Below are 16,162 nucleotides of genomic sequence, written 5' to 3'. Positions count from 1 at the left end.
GATCTGCGAGGGCGACGGGGCCACCGCCCTCGACACCGCCGAGAGCCTGCTCGTCGTGCGCGTCGAGCACGGCGTCGGCGCAGGTCTCGTGATCGGCGGCGAGCTGGTCCAGGGCGAGCAGTTCGCCGCCGGCGAGATCGGCCACGTCGTCATCGACGAGGACGGCGAGGAATGCGTCTGCGGCCGCCGCGGCTGCCTCGAGGTGATCATCGCCGCGCCGCACCTGAAGCGCCGCCTGGCCGCCGCAGGCGACGAGGGGCACGAGCAGGTACTGACGGATGCCGGGCGCGCACTCGGCCTCGCACTGAGCCCCGTCATCAGCATCCTCAATCTCAACCTGGTCGTCCTCTCCGGGCCCGCCGAGCTCATCGGCGGCCGACTCATCGACACCGCCCGGCAGACGATCCAGGCGCGCACCATGTCCGCCGTCAGCAACGGCCTCGACCTGCGCACCGCGACAGGCGACGAGGATCTCGTTCTGCTCGGCGCGGCCGTGCTCGTCCTGCAGGGCGAGCTCGGCGTCTCATGAAGCTCGACCACTGACCGCACCACCACCCCTGCAATCACCTCACTCACAAGGAGCACACATGCGTAAGTCACGCATCACGGCGATCGGTGCCATCGGCATCGCCGCCGCCGTCGCCCTGACCGCCTGCTCGTCGGGCGGCACCGGATCGGGCGGCTCGAAATCGTCCTCAGGCGCCGCCTTCTCGACCGACGGCAAGGGCAAGACCCTCACGGTCTGGTCGATGAACGGCGACCTGCCCGACAACGTGCTGAAGGCGATCAACGACGAGTTCACGAAAGAGACCGGGGCCAAGGTCAAGGTGCAGACCCAGCAGTGGGACGGCATCGTGACCAAGGTCACCACCGCGCTCTCGAGCAACAACGTGCCCGACGTGATCGACGTGGGCAACACGCAGATCACCGGCTACGCGGCGACGGGCGGCCTGCTCGACATCACCGCTCAGAAGGAGAAGCTCGCCCAGGGCCAGACCTGGCTGGGCGGCCTCGTCGACCCGGCGACGGTCGACGGCAAGCTCTACGGGGTCCCCGAGCTCGCCGGCGCGCGCACCGTGATCTACAACAAGAAGATCTGGGCGGCAGCGGGCATCACCACCGAGCCGACCAGCTACGAGGAGTTCACGGCCGACCTCGACAAGATCAAGGCGCAGCACGCCTCAGACCCGAACTTCGCCGCCTTCTACCTGCCCGGCCAGTACTGGTACGACGGCCTGCAGTGGGTGTGGGACGCGGGCGGCAAGATCGTCTCGGGCACGGAGGGCTCGTGGAAGGGCGAGCTGTCGAGCGACGCGTCGCTGCAGGGCCTGAACGACTTCAAGGCCTTCCAGAACGCGTACTCGACGAAGGCGTCGCAGACCCTCAACACCGACAAGCCCGACCAGGACCAGAACTTCGCAGACGGTCACGCCGCGACGATCCAGGGGAACGGGTGGGAGACCGGCGTCATCCTCGGTGACAACAAGAAGCTGACGGACGCCGACCTCGGCACCTTCGCCTTCCCCGGGAAGTCCGGCAAGACGCAGCCCGTCGACCTGGGCGGCTCCGACTGGGCCATCCCCGCGAAGTCGAAGAACCAGGGTCTCGCGCTGACCTGGACGAAGATCGCCGCATCGCCCGACATCCAGAAGCTGGTCGCCGCCGCGGGCATCATCCCGATCAGCACCGAGGCCGTCGACGCGGCGTCCGCCAGCCTGACGCCGCTGCAGGTCGGCTCGTTCACGGCCGCGAAGAACTCGACCGCCACGCCGTCGGCCGTGAACTGGTCGACGGTCGAGAGCGACAAGACGATGGAGACCCTGTTCTCGTCGATCGCCTCGGGCTCGAAGTCGGTCGAGGACGCCGCGAAGGCCGCCGACACCGCCATCGAATCCGACCTCAACAAGTAAGCGGAACGCAGTGAGCGGTCCCGCTGTCGCGAACACCGCCGGGGAGGCGACTCCCCGGCGGGTTCGCCCCGCCGCCCCGGGCCTGCGGCGCACGGCATCCCCCGGTCTTCACGTGCCCGCGATCCTCTTGACGCCCGCCGGGCTCGTGATCGCGGCGCTCACCCTGGTGCCGATCGGCTACCTGGTCTTCACGTCGTTCACCGACTACGACAAGCGCACGCTGTTCACGGGCGCCTACAACGTCGTCGGGTTCCAGCAGTACGCCGACGTGCTGTCGTCGGCGGACTTCTGGGCGGCGCTCGTGCGCACGGTGCTGTTCACCGGCGCCATGGTCGCCGGCAGCGTCGTGATCGGCATGGGCGTCTCGCAGCTGATGCTGCGCCTCGGCTCGGTCGTGCGCTACCTCGTGACGATCGTGCTGATCGTGGCGTGGGCGATGCCGAACGTCGCGACCTCGAAGGTGTGGGTGTGGCTGTTCCAGCCGGGCTACGGCGTGATCCCGTGGCTCATCACCAAGCTGCACGTCTTCGGCGACGTCACCCAGAAGGACTTCACCAACAGCTTCTGGGGTGCGCTCGTCATCATCTGGCTGCTCGTCGTGTGGCAGGCGGTGCCGTTCATCGCCCTCACGCTGTACGCCGCGCAGACCCAGATCGACCAGTCCATGATCGAGGCGGCCCGCATCGACGGCGCGAGCGAGTGGCGCGTCTACCTCAGCATCACGCTGCCGTTCCTGCGCCCGACGCTCGGCCTCATGACGATCCTCTCGATCATCTGGGACTTCAACGTGATCAACCAGATCATCCTGGTCGCCGGTGTGCAGGTGCTGCGCCCCATCGCGACGCTCGGCGTGTGGTCGTATCTGACCGCCTTCGCGAGCTCCGACGTGGGAACCGGCGCCGCCATCGCGGTGATCACCATGATCCTGCTGCTCGGCATCACGTCGATCTACATCCGCAACCTGCTGAAGAGCGGCGAGGAGTTCTGATGGCCACCACCACCCCCGTCGCCGGCGCGGGCACCGGCATCCGTCGTCGCCGCCGGCGCATCAACTGGGGCGCGAACATCGTCGCGATCGCCTTCGCGATCGTGTGGATCTTCCCCGTGTACTGGATGCTCAACACGGCGTTCAAGCCACGCGACGAGGTCATGACGCAGACCCCACACTTCTGGCCGAGCCGCCTCGACGCCGCGAACTTCGTCTCGGCGCTCGCGCAGTCGTCGTTCCTGCAGGACCTGCGCAACAGCCTGATCGTGGTGCTCGCGACGCTCGTCATCGCGATCCTGCTCGGCATGTTCGCATCGGCCGCGCTCACGCGGTTCCGGTTCCGGGGCCGCAAGGCGATCCTCGTCGTCATCCTCGCGGTGCAGATGCTGCCCGCGACGGCTCTGCTGATCCCGCAGTTCCTGGTGTTCAACAGGCTGTCGCTCACGGGCACCTACATCGGGCTGATCCTGGCGTACGTCGCCTCGGTGCTGCCGTTCTCGATCTGGGTGATGCGCGGATTCTTCCTCGCGATCCCTGTCGAGCTCGAGGAGGCCGCGGCGATCGACGGCGCGGGGTCGTGGCGCATCCTCTTCGCGGTGCTCTTCCCGCTCGTCACGCCCGGCATCATCGCGTCGAGCATCTTCGCCTTCATCTCGGCGTGGAACGACTACCTGACGGCGTATGTCTTCATGTCGGATTCCTCGATGTACACGCTGCCGCTGTGGCTCGCCTCGTTCACGACGCCGAACGGCGGCACCGACTACGGCGCCCAGATGGCGGCATCCGTCGTCTTCTCGCTGCCGGTCGTGGTGTTCTTCCTCATCATCCAGCGCAACCTGGTCTCCGGCATCTCGGCCGGGGCGGTGAAGGGGTAGGCGCACCGGCCGTTCCACGGCGAAGGGCCCGAGCGGGGAATCCGCTCGGGCCCTTTTCGCGCGTGCCGCGTGCCGTGCGACGCGCGACGGGGCTAGAACGCGTCGATAGCGGCGTTCAACGTCGCCGACGGGCGCATGACGGCCGCGGCCTTCGCATCGTCGGGGCGGTAGTAGCCGCCCAGGTCGACATGGGATCCCTGCACCGCAAGCAGCTCGGCGACGATCTCGTGCTCGTCGGTCGCGAGCTTCGCCGCCAGCGGGCCGAACGCGGCCGCCAGGTCGGCATCCTCGTTCTGGCGTGCGAGCTCCTGCGCCCAGTAGAGCGCGAGGTAGAAGTGCGAGCCGCGGTTGTCGATCGTGCCGAGCTTGCGGCCGGGCGAGCGGTCCTCGTCAAGGAAGGTTCCGGTCGCGCGGTCGAGCGTGTCGGCGAGGATCTGCGCCTTGGCGTTCCCCGTCGTCTGGGCGAGGTGCTCGAAGGACGCCGCGAGCGCGAAGAACTCGCCGAGCGAGTCCCACCGCAGGTAGTCCTCTTCGACGAGCTGCTGCACGTGCTTCGGCGCAGAGCCGCCCGCGCCGGTCTCGAAGAGGCCGCCGCCGGCCATGAGCGGCACGATCGACAGCATCTTCGCCGAGGTGCCGACCTCGAGGATCGGGAACAGATCGGTCAGGTAGTCGCGCAGCACGTTGCCGGTGACCGAGATGGTGTCCTTGCCCTCGCGGATGCGGTCGAGCGACTTCTGGGTTGCGGCGGCCGGAGCGAGGATCGAGAGGTCGAGGCCCTCGGTGTCGAGGCTCGGCAGGTACTCGTTGATCTTCTTGATCAGCTCGGCGTCGTGCGCGCGGGTCTCATCGAGCCAGAACACGGCGGGCGTGGCCGAGAGCCGGGCGCGCTGCACCGCGAGCTCGATCCAGTTCTTGATCGGGGCGTCCTTCGTCTGGCACGCGCGCCAGATGTCGCCGGCCTCGACCTGGTGCTCGATGAGCACGTCGCCCGCCTGGTTCACGACCCGCACGACGCCGTCGGCGGGAACCTCGAAGGTCTTGTTGTGCGAGCCGTACTCCTCGGCGGCCTGCGCCATAAGGCCGACGTTCGGCACCGTGCCCATGGTCGCGGGGTCGAGCTTGCCCTTCGCCTTGCAGTCGTCGATGACGGTCTTGTAGACGCTGGCGTAGGACGAGTCGGGGATGACGGCGAGCGTGTCGGCCTCGGCGCCGTCGGGGCCCCACATGTGGCCGCCGATGCGGATCATGGCGGGCATCGAGGCATCCACGATCACATCAGACGGCACGTGCAGGTTGGTGATGCCCTTGTCGGAGTTGACCATCGCGAGCTTCGGGCCCGTAGCCAGGCCCTCGTCGAAGGCCGCGCGGATCTCGGCGCCGTTCGGCAGTGTGTCGAGGCCTGCGAGGATCGCCCCGAGGCCGTCGTTGGCCGACAGGCCCGCGGCCGCGAGGTCGGCGCCGTACTTCTCGAAGACGGGCTTGAAGAACGCCTTCACGACGTGGCCGAAGATGATCGGGTCCGAGACCTTCATCATCGTCGCCTTGAGGTGCACCGAGAACAGCACGCCGGCGGCGCGGGCGGCAGCGATCTGGTCGGCGAGGAAGGCCTCGAGCTTCGCCACAGAGAGGAAGGTGCCGTCGACGATCTCGCCCGCGAGCACGGGAACGGCGTCCTTCAGCACGGTGACGGTGCCGTCGGTCGCGACGTGCTCGATGCGCAGGGTGTCGTCGGCCGGAATGGTCACCGACTTCTCGTTCGAGCGGAAGTCGTCGTGGCCCATGGTCGCGACGTCGGTCTTCGAGTCGGCGCTCCAGGCGCCCATCGAGTGCGGGTGCGCCTTGGCGTACGCCTTGACGGCGCCCGGCGCCCGGCGATCGGAGTTGCCCTGGCGCAGCACGGGGTTGACGGCCGAGCCCTTGACCTTGTCGAAGCGGGCGGCGATGTCGCGCTCCTCGTCGGTCGAGGGCGACTCGGGGTAGTCCGGAATGTCGTAGCCGAGCGCCTGCAGCTCGGCGATCGCCGCCTTGAGCTGGGGCACGGATGCCGACACGTTCGGCAGCTTGATGATGTTGGCGCTGGGGTCGCCGGTCAGCTCGCCGAGCTCGGCGAGCGCGTCGGGCACGCGCTGCTCATCGGTGAGGCGCTCGGGGAACTGCGCGATGATGCGGCCGGCCAGCGAGATGTCGCTCAGCTCGAACTCCACACCCGCCTTCGCCGCGTAGGCCGAGATGATCGGCAAGAGCGAATACGTCGCCAGCAGGGGCGCTTCGTCGGTGCGGGTGTAGATGATCTTGGCCATGCGCTACGGCTCCCGGGGTCGAACGTGCGGGGTCTTCTGAACACGATACAGGTATCTCGACGTCGAGATATTTATGCGTGTCTGGGCGGATGCCTGCCAAAGGCATGCTATCCGTCGGCCATGCGCCCCGTTATGGTGAGTGGCATGGCTGACCTGCGTCTGGAAGAACTCTCCGCGAGCAACATCGCCGCGGCGAACGCGCTCTCCCTGAAGCCCGGCCAGGAACAGTACGTCACCCCCGTCTCCTACTCTGCGGCCGCGGTCATCGTGAACCCTGCGACCTCGTGGCAGCGGGTCGTCGTCGACGGCGACGACGTGGTCGCGTTCGTTCAGGCCGACTTCGACCCCGAGGCCCCCAGCGAAGAGTTCCGCTCGATCCTCTGGCGCATCAATGTCGATGCCGACGACCAGGGTCGCGGCGTCGGGCGCTTCGCCGTCGAGGCGCTCGCCGACGAGGCGCGCAAGCGCGGCCTCGACGCTCTCTACGTCATCTGGGAGCCCGGCGAGGACGGCCCGGAGGCCTTCTTCCTGCGCACCGGCTTCGAGCCCATCGGCGAGACGAACTACGGCGACACGATCGGCAAGCTCGCGCTGTGACGCCGCCCGCCGGTCGACTCGCGCGTAGCGGGAGTGGAGACCGGGCGCGGCGCGCGAAAGACGACGACCGCCTCGGCCTGCGCGCGTATGAGGCTGCGGGCGTCTTCGAGGCGGATGCCTTCGCCGAGGCCGTGCTCGACATCGTGGCGCAGATCCCGCCCGGGCTCGTGCTGAGCTACGGCGCGATCGCGGCCGAGCTCGGGTCGCGCGCCTCGCGTCAGGTCGGGAAGGTCATGCGCAACTACGGCGGCGACGTGCCGTGGTGGCGCGTCGTGCACTCCGACGGTCGGCCGCCCGACGGCCATGAGGACGAGGCGCTCGGGCACTATCGCGCGGAGGGCACTCCCCTGCGCCACGGCGCCTCGGGCTACCGCGTCGCGATGCGCGAGGCGCTCTGGCGCCCCTGAGCGTCCCGCTTCCCGGCATCCCCTGGTTCTGGTTTTGCGTCTCCCGCCGACGTCTGCGCCCGGCGCGGCGCGCTAGACCAGGCTGTCGCGCCAGGCCGCGTGCAGCTGCGCGAAGCGGCCGGTGCCGCCGATGAGTTCGGCGGGCGCGCCGTCTTCCACGATGCGGCCGTGCTCCATCACGAGCACCCGGTCGGCGATCGCGACCGTCGACAGCCGGTGCGCGATGATCACCGCCGTGCGGTCGGCGAGCAGCGTCTGCAGCGCCTGCTGCACGAGCCGCTCACTCGGGATGTCGAGCGACGACGTCGCCTCGTCGAGGATCAGCACCGCCGGGTTCGCGAGGAAGGCCCGGGCGAACGAGATCAGCTGGCGCTGCCCCGCCGACACGCGCCCGCCGCGCTTGTTCACGTCGGTGTCGTAGCCGTCGGGCAGCGATGCGATGAACTCGTGCGCGCCCACCGCCTCAGCCGCGCGCCGGATCTCGTCCATGGTGGCATCGGGCTTGCCGAGCGCGATGTTGTCGGCGACCGACCCCGAGAACAGGTAGGCCTCCTGGGTGACCATGACGACCGCGCGGCGCAGATCCTCCGACGACAGCGACCGCAGGTCGATGCCGTCGAGCGTGATCGAGCCGACCGAGGGGTCGTAGAATCGCGACACCAGCTTCGCGAGCGTGGACTTCCCGGCGCCGGTCGAACCGACCAGCGCGATCGTCTGCCCGGCGGGAATGTCGAGGTCGAACTGCGGCAGCACATCGCGCCCCGGCTTGTAGTGGAACGACACGTTGTCGAATCGCACGTGCCCGTGCGCGCCGTCGAGCTTGGTCGGGTTCGCCGGCTCGGGAACGCTCGGCTGCTCTTCGAGGACGCCCGAGATCTTCTCGAGCGCCGCCGCCGCCGACTGGTAGGAGTTGTAGAACATCGCCATCTCCTCCATGGGGTCGAAGAAGCGACGCGCGTACAGTAGCACGGCGAGCAGCGAGCCGATCGCGAGCGAGCCGGATGCCACGCGGAACCCGCCGATGAGCAGCGCGACCGCGACCGTGATGTTGCCGATCATCACGAGGCCCGGGTCGAAGATGCCGAACAGCTGGATCGTGTCGGCGTTCACCTTCCGGTAGTCCTCGACGAGTCCGCCGAACTCGCGCTCGTTGCGCTTCTCCTTCCGGAACGCCTTGACCGCGCGGATGCCCGTCATGGTCTCGACGAAGTGCACGATGAGCTTCGCCGAGGCGACGCGCTGAATGCGGAAGAGCTTCTGCGAGCGCTTCTGGAACCAGCGGATCAGGAAGTACAGCGGCACGAGCGAGCACAGCAGCACAACGCCCGACACCCAGTCGACCGTGAAGATCGCGATCGCGATGAACCCCGAGTACAGCACGCCCTGCACGAGCTGGTTGATGCCGGAATCGAGCAGCTCGCGGATCGAGTCGAGGTCGCTCGTCTGGCGAGAGATGATGCGGCCCGAGGTGTAGGACTCGTGGAACTCGAGGCTGAGTCGCTGCGTGTGCAGGAAGGTGCGCGTGCGCAGCTCGATCAGGATCGCCTGACTGATCTGCGCAGACGAGACCGTGTACCAGCTGATCGACAGCGCACCGCCGACACCCGCGACGAGATAGGTCACCGCCGTCCAGGCGAGCGGCGCCCAGTCGTGCGAGCGCAGCGCGGCGAGACCCTGGTCGACGCCGATTCCGATCAGCGCCGGGCCTGCGACCTGGAGCACCGTCGAGATCACGACGACGATGAGCGTGACGATGACGCGGCCCCGCATCGGCGCGATCAGCGAGCCGAGCAGGCGCAGCGAGCGCTGGCGGATGCGCCGCGATTCCTCCTTCGAGAGATCGCTGCGGTCTTCACCGGTGACGCCGGTGACGGTTGCGGTGCTCACGCGTCCACCTCCTCGTTCTGGTTCTCGTTCGTGCGCCCGGTGTCGTCCTCGTCCTCGTCCTCGAGGGACGAGATGACGAACTTGTAGTGCTCGTTGCGCGCGAGCAGCTCGCTGTGCGTGCCGACATCGGTCACCCGGCCGTTCTCGAGCAGGGCGACCCGGTCGGCGAGCATGACGGTCGAGGGCCGGTGCGCGACGATGAGCGCCGTCGTGCCCTCGAGCACGTCGTGCAGGCGGGCGGTCACCCGCGCCTCGGTGTCGACGTCGAGCGCCGACAGCGGGTCGTCGAGCACGAGCACGCTCGGCTTCGCCGCGACGGCGCGCGCGAGCGCGAGCCGCTGACGCTGGCCGCCCGAGAGCGACAGCCCCTCTTCCCCGACCTTCGTCTCGACGCCCTCTGGCAGGTCGTAGGCGAAGGCGGCCTGAGCCACCTCGAGCGCCTCGGCCAGTTGCGCGTCGGCCGCCTTCTTCGTCGCGGGGTCGTCGCCGAACAGCTCGGGCCGCCCGAGCAGCACGTTGTCGCGCACGGATGCCGAGAACAGGGTGGCGTCTTCGAACGCCATCGCCACCCGGCTGCGGAGCTCTTCGAGCGTGAGGTCGCGCACGTCGACCCCGTCGACCCGGATCGACCCGCCCGTCACGTCGTAGAGCCGAGGCACGAGCGAGGTCAGGGTCGACTTGCCCGAGCCGGTGAGACCCACGAGCGCCATGGTCTCGCCGGGCCGCACCGTCAGGTCGATGCCGTCGACCAGGTCGGGGAAGCGCTCTGGCGAGTCCTCGTAGCGGAAGTGGACGTGGTCGAACACCAGCTCGCCGCGCGGCTTCTCGATGTGCTTCGGCGACGCAGGGTCGTCGATGAGGTTCGGCGTCGACATGACGTCGAAGAAACGGTCGACGGCGGTGCGCGTGTCGAAGGTCATCGACAGCAGGAATCCGATCGACTCGATCGGGAAGCGCAGCACGGTGGCCGTCGCGAAGAATGCGAGCAGCTGGCCGACCGTGAGCTGGCCGTCGGAGACGAGCCACACGCCGAGCCCCAGGCACACCGCGAACGCGACGTCAGGGACCATGAGCAGCCACAGCCACAGCCCGGCGACCGCGCGCGCCTTCTCGAGCTCGGTGCCGCGCAGCTCTTCCGCCTGAGCGCGGAAGTTCTGCAGCGCGTGCCGCCCGCGGCCGAACGCCTTGAGCACTCGGATGCCGTGCACGGACTCCTCGACAGCGGTCGCCAGGTCGCCCTGCTGGTCCTGCGAGCGCCGAGCCACGACGTGGTACTTGCGCTCGAAGAAGTAGCCGGCGACCCAGAGCGGGATCGACAGCACCACCATGACCACGGCAAGCAGCCAGTGGTAGTAGAACAGCACCGCGAAGCCGACCACGATCGTCACGATGTTGACGACGAAGAGAACGATGCCGAACGACAGCCAGCGGCGGATCAGGTTGAGGTCGCTGACCGCGCGCGACAGCAGCTGGCCGCTCGGCCAGCGGTCGTGGAATGCCACCGGCAGGTGCTGCAGCTTGTTGTAGAGGCCGTTGCGCAGCGTCGCCTCGACCTTCGTGCCGGGCGTGAGCACGAACCAGCGGCGCAGCGAGATCAGCACCGCCTCGGCGATGCCGAGCACGAGGATCGCGACGGCGGCGCCGATCACCTCGTAGCGGTCACCGCCGCGGTGCAGCAGCGTTCCGTCGACGAGTCGCTGCAGCACGAGCGGGATGGCCAGCGAGACGACCGAGGCGAGCAGCGCGGCGACCATGCCGAGCACGATGCGCGGAAGGGCCGGGCGCAGGTAGGGGTAGAGGCGCGCGATCGACGCGAGGGTGTTCAAACCCTCGCCGGGGTCGTGATGCGCGGCAGCAGGGGTGGGACGGTCAGTTTCTTCCGACTGTTGGGCAGACATGAACCAGGCAATTCTTCGTGGGAGTTGTCAGCGATGATGTCGCACACCACCGACACTCGTGCTGAGGTCGATGAGGCGAGAGGGAGCGCGCGGAGCGCAGTGAAGAGACGGGTGATTTCGTCAGGCTCAATCCGACGGCCGCGATCAGATGCGGCGAGGGTTCGTCAGTGAGGCCGACGGATGCCTGCAGCGGGAGCCGCGGCGCGATACCCGGTGGTACCGAAGCCGGCGACACCAGCGACGACGAACTTCGTCTGCGGCGTGGTGTTGGACATTCCGGCCTCCTGAGTGTGCGCGATGCGAGTTCCGTGACACGCGCCGCGGAGCAGAACTCACACGCGGAGCGAACTGTCAGCCTAGCGCGCCTGAGAATTCACCGACAAGCGATCGACCCCGATTCGCACAGAAGTTGTGACAAACCGCCAGCCGCTGCCCTCAGCTGCGGATCGAGAGGCAGGTGGCCGAGCCCTCGAGCTTCTCGAACTCGGAGAGGTCGACCTTGACGACGGTGTAGCCGAGGTCGGCGACCAGGTCGGCCGTGCCGGGCGCCGACGCCGGAACGAGCACGGTGCGGTCGTCGAGCGGCACGACGTTGGCGCTCTCGCCGGCCGGCACGCGCAGCGCACGGCCGAACACGCTCGGCTCGAGCTCGCCCGAGACGAGCACGGTGCCGTCGGGCAGTGCGCTCGCGAGCGTCTTGAGGTGCAGCCCCGAGGTCACCGGCACGGCGACGACGGTCAGCTCGAGCCCGGCCATGGTGACCACCTCGCGCAGCTGGCGGATGCCGTCGGCATCCGTGCGCCCGCTGCGCCCGACATACACCGTCGAGCCCACGACGAGCACGTCGCCGCCGTCGAGCGTTCCGGGCGCCTCGAGCTCGAAGAGCGTGAAGCCGTTCGCGCGCAGCCGGTCGCCGACGGCGGCCACCTCGGCGCGGCGGGCCTCGGCGCCGGGGCGCGTCAGCAGCGCCACAGAGGGCGAGAGCACGACGGCGGCATCCTCGACGAACACGGCGTCGGGCTGGTCGTCGGCGGCCGCGACCTCGACGATCTGCCAGCCGGCGCCGGTGAGGGCGGAGACGTAGTCGTCCCACTGTTTGTCGGCCGCGTCGCGATCGACCAGCACGCGCGGGCGGTTGGTCACGATCCCCTCGGCGAGCTTCGCCGACGGCACGCGCACGAAGGCCACGCGGCCGCGCGTCGCGGGCCGCGAGATCCAGTTCTTCCACACGCGCCGGCCGAGCAGCGGGGTGACCACCGTGGCCGCCACCACGAAGAAGAGGTAGAAGGCGACCGCCTGGTCGAGGATCTTCACCACGTCGCCGTGAGCGATCGAGAGCCCGCCGGCCGACGCCCCCAGCAGGCCGCCGACCAGACCGGCCAGCAGCGCGGACCACCAGCTCGCGAACGCGTCGATCAGCCCCGCGATGAAGGCCACGATGAGCAGCACGAGAGCCGGCAGCGCGAAGTTCTCTGCCAGCGGCAGCAGCGTCTGCAGGCTGAGCGAGCTCGCCGAGTCGATCAGGAAGAACGCCAGCACGGTCACACCGAACGCGACGAGCGCGGTGGCGAGGGCGGCGAGGAACGAGGCGGTGAGCCGGCGGCTCCAGGGCGTGATCATGGTCGTCCCAGCCTACCGGCGGCGCCTATGAGCCCGTCCCGGCGCGCATTGCGGCGCCGACGCGCACGGCATCAGTGGAAGAAGTGCCGCTCGCCCGTGAAGTACATCGTGACGCCGGCGGCCTTCGCAGCCGCGACGACCTCCTCGTCGCGGATGGACCCGCCCGGCTGCACGATCGCCTTCACGCCCGCCTCGATGAGGATTCCGGGGCCGTCGGCGAAGGGGAAGAACGCGTCGGAAGCCGCGACCGAGCCGCGGGCCCGCTCCTCGCCCTCGGCGAGCGAGTTCGCGCGCTCGACGGCGAGGTGGCAGGAGTCCACGCGGTTCACCTGGCCCATGCCGACGCCGACCGAGGCACCGCCCGAGGCGAGCAGGATCGCGTTCGACTTCACGGAACGGCACGCGCGCCAGGCGAACTCGAGGTCGGCAAGGGTCGCCGCATCGGCCGCCTCGCCCGCCACCAGCTGCCAGTTCCCCGAGATGGAGCCGCCGGGGAAGGCATCCGCCTGCTGCACGAGCACGCCGCCCGAGATCTGCTTGTACTCGTACTCGGCGCGGCGGTAGCCGGCCGGCAGGCGCAGGATGCGCAGGTTCTTCTTGCTCTGCAGCAGCTCGAGCGCGGCGGGTTCGTAGTCGGGGGCGATGATCACCTCGGTGAAGATGCCCTTCACCGCCTCGGCGAGCGCCAGGGTGACCGTGCGGTTCGCCGCGATCACGCCGCCGTAGGCGCTCACCGGGTCGCAGGCGTGCGCCTTGCGGTGCGCCTCGGCGATGTCGCCGGAAGGGCCGGCCACCGCGATGCCGCAGGGGTTCGCGTGCTTGATGATCGCGACCGCGGGCTCGTCGAAGTCGTACGCGGCACGGAGCGCGGCGTCGGCATCCGTGTAGTTGTTGTACGACATCTCCTTGCCGCCGAGCTGCTCGGCCTGCGCGATGCCCGCGCCCGCCTGCAGCGTACTCGTCGCGCCGTCCGCATAGATCGCCGCGGCCTGATGCGCGTTCTCGCCGTAGCGCAGTGTGTGCTGCAGGGCGCCCGTCACGGTGACGGATGCCGGGAAGTCGGTTCCCGCCGAGGAGGGCTCGGGCGAGGCATCCGTGATCGCGGCGCTCGCCACGTTCTGCGCGAACCAGGCCGACACGGCCGCGTCGTAGTCGGCGGTGTGCTGGAACGCCCTGGTCGCGAGGTCGCCGCGCAGCGCAAGGCTCGTGCCGCCTGCCTGCACGGCGGCGATGACCTCGGGGTACGACGACGGCGAGACGACGATCGCGACGTTCGCGTAGTTCTTGGCGCTCGCGCGGACCATGGCGGGGCCGCCGATGTCGATCTGCTCGACGACGTCGTTGCCCTGGGCGCCCGAGGCCACCGTCTCTTTGAACGGGTACAGGTTCACGACGACGAGCTCGAACGGCGCGATGCCGAGCTCGGCGAGCTGCCTCTCGTGGTCCTCGAGGCGCAGGTCGGCGAGCAGGCCCGCGTGCACGGCCGGGTGCAGCGTCTTGACGCGGCCGCCGAGCGACTCGGGGAACCCGGTGAGCTGGGCCACGTCGGTCACGTCGATGCCGAGGGCGCGGATGCTGGCCGCCGTGGACCCGGTTGAGACGATCTCGACGCCCGCGTCGGCGAGGGCCTTCGCGAGAACGTCGAGGTCGGTCTTGTCGGAGAGCGAGATGAGGGCGCGGCGAACGGGCACGACGTCGCGGTCGCGGTAGAGGCTCGGGTCTGCGGCGTGGGCGCTCATGCGCGTGCGATCTCCCTAAGGTCGAGGTGTCCGTTCGCGATGTCGAGCACGGCCTGGATCAGCAGGCGCCGCTCGACGGGCTTGATGCGCTCGTGCAGCGACGTCTCGGTGTCGCCGGGCTCTACGGGCACGCGCTCGCGCGCGATGATCGGGCCGGTGTCGACGCCGTTGTCGACCACGATGAGGCTCGCGCCGGTCTGGGTGGCGCCGGCCGCGAGCGCGTCGCGCACGCCGTGCGCCCCGGGGAACTCGGGCAGGTACGCCGGGTGGGTGTTGATGAGGTGGGGTGCGAGCGCGTCGACGACGTGCGGGGGCAGCAGGCGCATGAACCCCGAGAGCACGACGAGGTCGGGATTCCACTGCCGGATCTGCTCGAGCAGGGCATCGCCCCACGCCTCACGGCTCTCGAAGCTCGACAAGGCCACCTCGAAGGTGGGGATGCCGAAGGCTTCCGCGTGCGCGAGACCCTCGGCCTCTGGCCGGTCGGTGCCGACAGCGACGACGCGGGCCGGGTACTCGGCGTCGGCGGCTGCCTCGAGCAGCGCCCGCAGATTGGACCCGCCCCCGGAGATGAGCACGACGACCGAGAGCACGGGCCAAGCCTAGCGGGCGGAAGCGGGCTCCTTCTTCGGCTCGTCGGCGGACGGCACACGCAGCGGGGCCCAGTCGTGCGCCTGGCTGCGCCAGTGCCCGACGGCGAGGCCGATCGCCATGCCGACGCCCAGTTCGAGCCCGCCGAAGACCCCGGTCTTCCACGCGCTCGGCCCGAGGTGCGCGAGCGCCCCCGGCGCGAGGGTGCCGCCCGACCACCAGGCCAGCAGCGCGAGCATCGCCCCGCCGAGAACCGCCGTGCCGGCGCCGACCAGCACCAGGTCGAGCGGAGTGTCGAGCGGGGGCGTTCCCTTCCGCAGAACGCGATGGGTGAGGAATCCGCTCGCCATGCCGGCCAGCACCGGAATCGCGACGGCGACGAACGCGGCGGCCGGCGAATGCGCCGGCACGATCGCGAGCAGCGGCACGCCGGGCAGGCTGGATGTGAGAGCGGAGCCCGGCGCGACGGCCGCTCCCCCGCCGAGGGCGAAACCGGGGCCGATCAGCCACGACATGGCCCACAGCACCGCGTTCGGCAGGAACGCGAGCTGCGCGAGCGTGAGCGTGACGCCGCCGAGGTAACCGGTCTGGAGCGCCTCGTAGAGCGCGACCGCACGACCGAAGTGCGCGAACAGCAGCACCGCGACGAAGACGGCGGATGCCGCGACCAGCAGCGCCACGGCGCCCGTGGCGGCGCGCAGCGAGGCCGCGATGACCATGCGCGTCTCGGGGCCGAACGCGTGCGCGAGGACCGGCGGCACGTGGTCGCGGTCGGCGGCCCAGTCGAGCCCGATGCGAGCAGCGTGCCGACCGCGAAGGTGGCGCCCGCGACGGGCGCGACCTGGCCGACGACGGGTCCGAACACCTGCGCCTGAGCGGTGAGCCCGACGACGAGCGCCGTGACGGTGAACGTCGCGACCGCCGAGATCGCGCCGGTCAGGACATACGGCGTCTCGGCCGCGCGCCGCCCGATGCGCGCGCCCATGAACACCGTGAACAGGGCGACCCCGAGGCCCGCGATCGTCACGGTGAACGAGGGAACGGCGCCCGGAAGGCCGAGGCCGAGCGCCGTGACGCGGTCGAGGTCGACGTGCGCGTCGACGCCGAGGCCGAGCAGCCAGGCATCCACCGACGCGCGCCAGAACACGGCCCAGCTGGTCGCCATGTGGTACTGCACCGCCCACACGAGCGTGAGCGGAGCGAGCGCGACTCCGATGCCGATCGCCGCCGTGATCACCGCCTCGACGGCGGCGAGGAACGCGACGACTGCACGGGTCATGGATGTCACGTTATGCGGGCGTTCAGCGGGGGCGCGGATGCCTCGCCGCCCGCTGCCCACACGACTCG

The 16,162-nt window shown here is 69.7% G+C and carries 13 protein-coding genes and 1 pseudogene; 6 read left to right on the top strand and 8 right to left on the bottom strand.

Features of this window, described 5'->3' with window-relative positions:
• The 4 genes from ACM2XV_RS05760 to ACM2XV_RS05745 all read left to right on the top strand — a co-directional run.
• On the top strand, positions 1-529 hold a 529-nt coding region (locus tag ACM2XV_RS05760; protein ID WP_487026241.1), incomplete at its 5' end, for an ROK family protein.
• Between the two features lie 58 nt (positions 530-587).
• Positions 588-1,910, top strand: coding sequence for an extracellular solute-binding protein (locus tag ACM2XV_RS05755; RefSeq protein ID WP_487026240.1), 1,323 nt, complete (start codon positions 588-590; stop codon positions 1,908-1,910).
• 10 nt (positions 1,911-1,920) lie between these two features.
• Positions 1,921-2,898, top strand: a complete 978-nt coding sequence (locus ACM2XV_RS05750; RefSeq protein ID WP_344776265.1) for a carbohydrate ABC transporter permease — start codon at positions 1,921-1,923, stop codon at positions 2,896-2,898.
• Positions 2,898-3,773, top strand: coding sequence for a carbohydrate ABC transporter permease (locus ACM2XV_RS05745; RefSeq protein ID WP_344776267.1), 876 nt, complete (start codon positions 2,898-2,900; stop codon positions 3,771-3,773). Before ACM2XV_RS05750 ends, ACM2XV_RS05745 begins: the two co-directional genes overlap by 1 nt.
• A gap of 92 nt (positions 3,774-3,865) precedes the next feature.
• Here ACM2XV_RS05745 and ACM2XV_RS05740 read toward each other — a convergent pair whose 3' ends face one another.
• Positions 3,866-6,076, bottom strand: a complete 2,211-nt coding sequence (locus tag ACM2XV_RS05740) for an NADP-dependent isocitrate dehydrogenase (RefSeq protein WP_487026239.1) — start codon at positions 6,074-6,076, stop codon at positions 3,866-3,868.
• Positions 6,077-6,220: 144 nt separating this feature from the next.
• On the opposite strand from ACM2XV_RS05740, the gene ACM2XV_RS05735 reads away from it, so the two are divergent.
• Together ACM2XV_RS05735 and ACM2XV_RS05730 are read left to right on the top strand one after the other, a co-directional pair.
• Positions 6,221-6,673, top strand: coding sequence for a GNAT family N-acetyltransferase (locus tag ACM2XV_RS05735; RefSeq protein WP_344776271.1), 453 nt, complete (start codon positions 6,221-6,223; stop codon positions 6,671-6,673).
• Positions 6,670-7,080: an MGMT family protein gene (locus ACM2XV_RS05730; RefSeq protein WP_344776273.1), complete on the top strand. Its 411-nt coding sequence runs from the start codon at positions 6,670-6,672 to the stop codon at positions 7,078-7,080. The genes ACM2XV_RS05735 and ACM2XV_RS05730 overlap by 4 nt, the downstream gene beginning before the upstream one ends.
• 72 nt (positions 7,081-7,152) lie before the next feature.
• On the opposite strand, the gene ACM2XV_RS05725 is transcribed toward ACM2XV_RS05730, so the two are convergent.
• From ACM2XV_RS05725 to ACM2XV_RS05695, 7 genes and pseudogenes are all read right to left on the bottom strand, one after another.
• Complete coding sequence (locus ACM2XV_RS05725; protein WP_344776275.1) at positions 7,153-8,967, bottom strand: ABC transporter ATP-binding protein; 1,815 nt, start codon at positions 8,965-8,967, stop codon at positions 7,153-7,155.
• Positions 8,964-10,865 carry an ABC transporter ATP-binding protein gene (locus tag ACM2XV_RS05720; RefSeq protein ID WP_487026238.1) on the bottom strand — a complete coding sequence of 634 codons (1,902 nt, stop codon included), beginning with the start codon at positions 10,863-10,865 and terminating at the stop codon, positions 8,964-8,966. The genes ACM2XV_RS05725 and ACM2XV_RS05720 overlap by 4 nt, the downstream gene beginning before the upstream one ends.
• A 435-nt stretch (positions 10,866-11,300) precedes the next feature.
• Positions 11,301-12,485 (bottom strand): dimethylarginine dimethylaminohydrolase family protein, encoded by a 1,185-nt coding sequence (locus tag ACM2XV_RS05715; protein WP_344776279.1) that lies wholly within the window; start codon positions 12,483-12,485, stop codon positions 11,301-11,303.
• A gap of 71 nt (positions 12,486-12,556) precedes the next feature.
• Positions 12,557-14,224: a bifunctional phosphoribosylaminoimidazolecarboxamide formyltransferase/IMP cyclohydrolase gene (purH, locus tag ACM2XV_RS05710; protein WP_487026237.1), complete on the bottom strand. Its 1,668-nt coding sequence runs from the start codon at positions 14,222-14,224 to the stop codon at positions 12,557-12,559.
• Entirely contained in the window at positions 14,221-14,817 is a 597-nt protein-coding gene (gene purN, locus ACM2XV_RS05705; RefSeq protein ID WP_487026236.1) for a phosphoribosylglycinamide formyltransferase, read from the bottom strand. Before purN ends, purH begins: the two co-directional genes overlap by 4 nt.
• A gap of 9 nt (positions 14,818-14,826) precedes the next feature.
• Positions 14,827-15,576: a cell division protein PerM gene (locus ACM2XV_RS05700; RefSeq protein WP_487026235.1), complete on the bottom strand. Its 750-nt coding sequence runs from the start codon at positions 15,574-15,576 to the stop codon at positions 14,827-14,829.
• Positions 15,577-15,635: 59 nt separating this feature from the next.
• Positions 15,636-15,980, bottom strand: a pseudogene (locus ACM2XV_RS05695) (cell division protein PerM); the annotation flags it as partial.
• Positions 15,981-16,162 lie beyond the last annotated feature (182 nt).

It is taken from the genome of Gryllotalpicola sp. CP2-P1 (genome assembly GCF_057512245.1).
The sequence above is the reverse complement of the archived record's forward strand: the minus strand, read 5'-3'. Positions and strand labels throughout refer to the sequence as shown.

Excerpts from the sequence above, each read along its gene's own strand:
- ACM2XV_RS05735 (WP_344776271.1), top strand. The coding sequence starts at position 6,221 with ATGGCTGACCTGCGTCTGGAAGAACTCTCCGCGAGCAACATCGCCGCG.
- ACM2XV_RS05755 (WP_487026240.1), top strand. The coding sequence starts at position 588 with ATGCGTAAGTCACGCATCACGGCGATCGGTGCCATCGGCATCGCCGCC.
- purH (WP_487026237.1), bottom strand. The coding sequence starts at position 14,224 with ATGAGCGCCCACGCCGCAGACCCGAGCCTCTACCGCGACCGCGACGTC.
- ACM2XV_RS05715 (WP_344776279.1), bottom strand. The coding sequence starts at position 12,485 with ATGATCACGCCCTGGAGCCGCCGGCTCACCGCCTCGTTCCTCGCCGCC.
- ACM2XV_RS05745 (WP_344776267.1), top strand. The coding sequence starts at position 2,898 with ATGGCCACCACCACCCCCGTCGCCGGCGCGGGCACCGGCATCCGTCGT.
- ACM2XV_RS05720 (WP_487026238.1), bottom strand. The coding sequence starts at position 10,865 with ATGTCTGCCCAACAGTCGGAAGAAACTGACCGTCCCACCCCTGCTGCC.
- ACM2XV_RS05740 (WP_487026239.1), bottom strand. The coding sequence starts at position 6,076 with ATGGCCAAGATCATCTACACCCGCACCGACGAAGCGCCCCTGCTGGCG.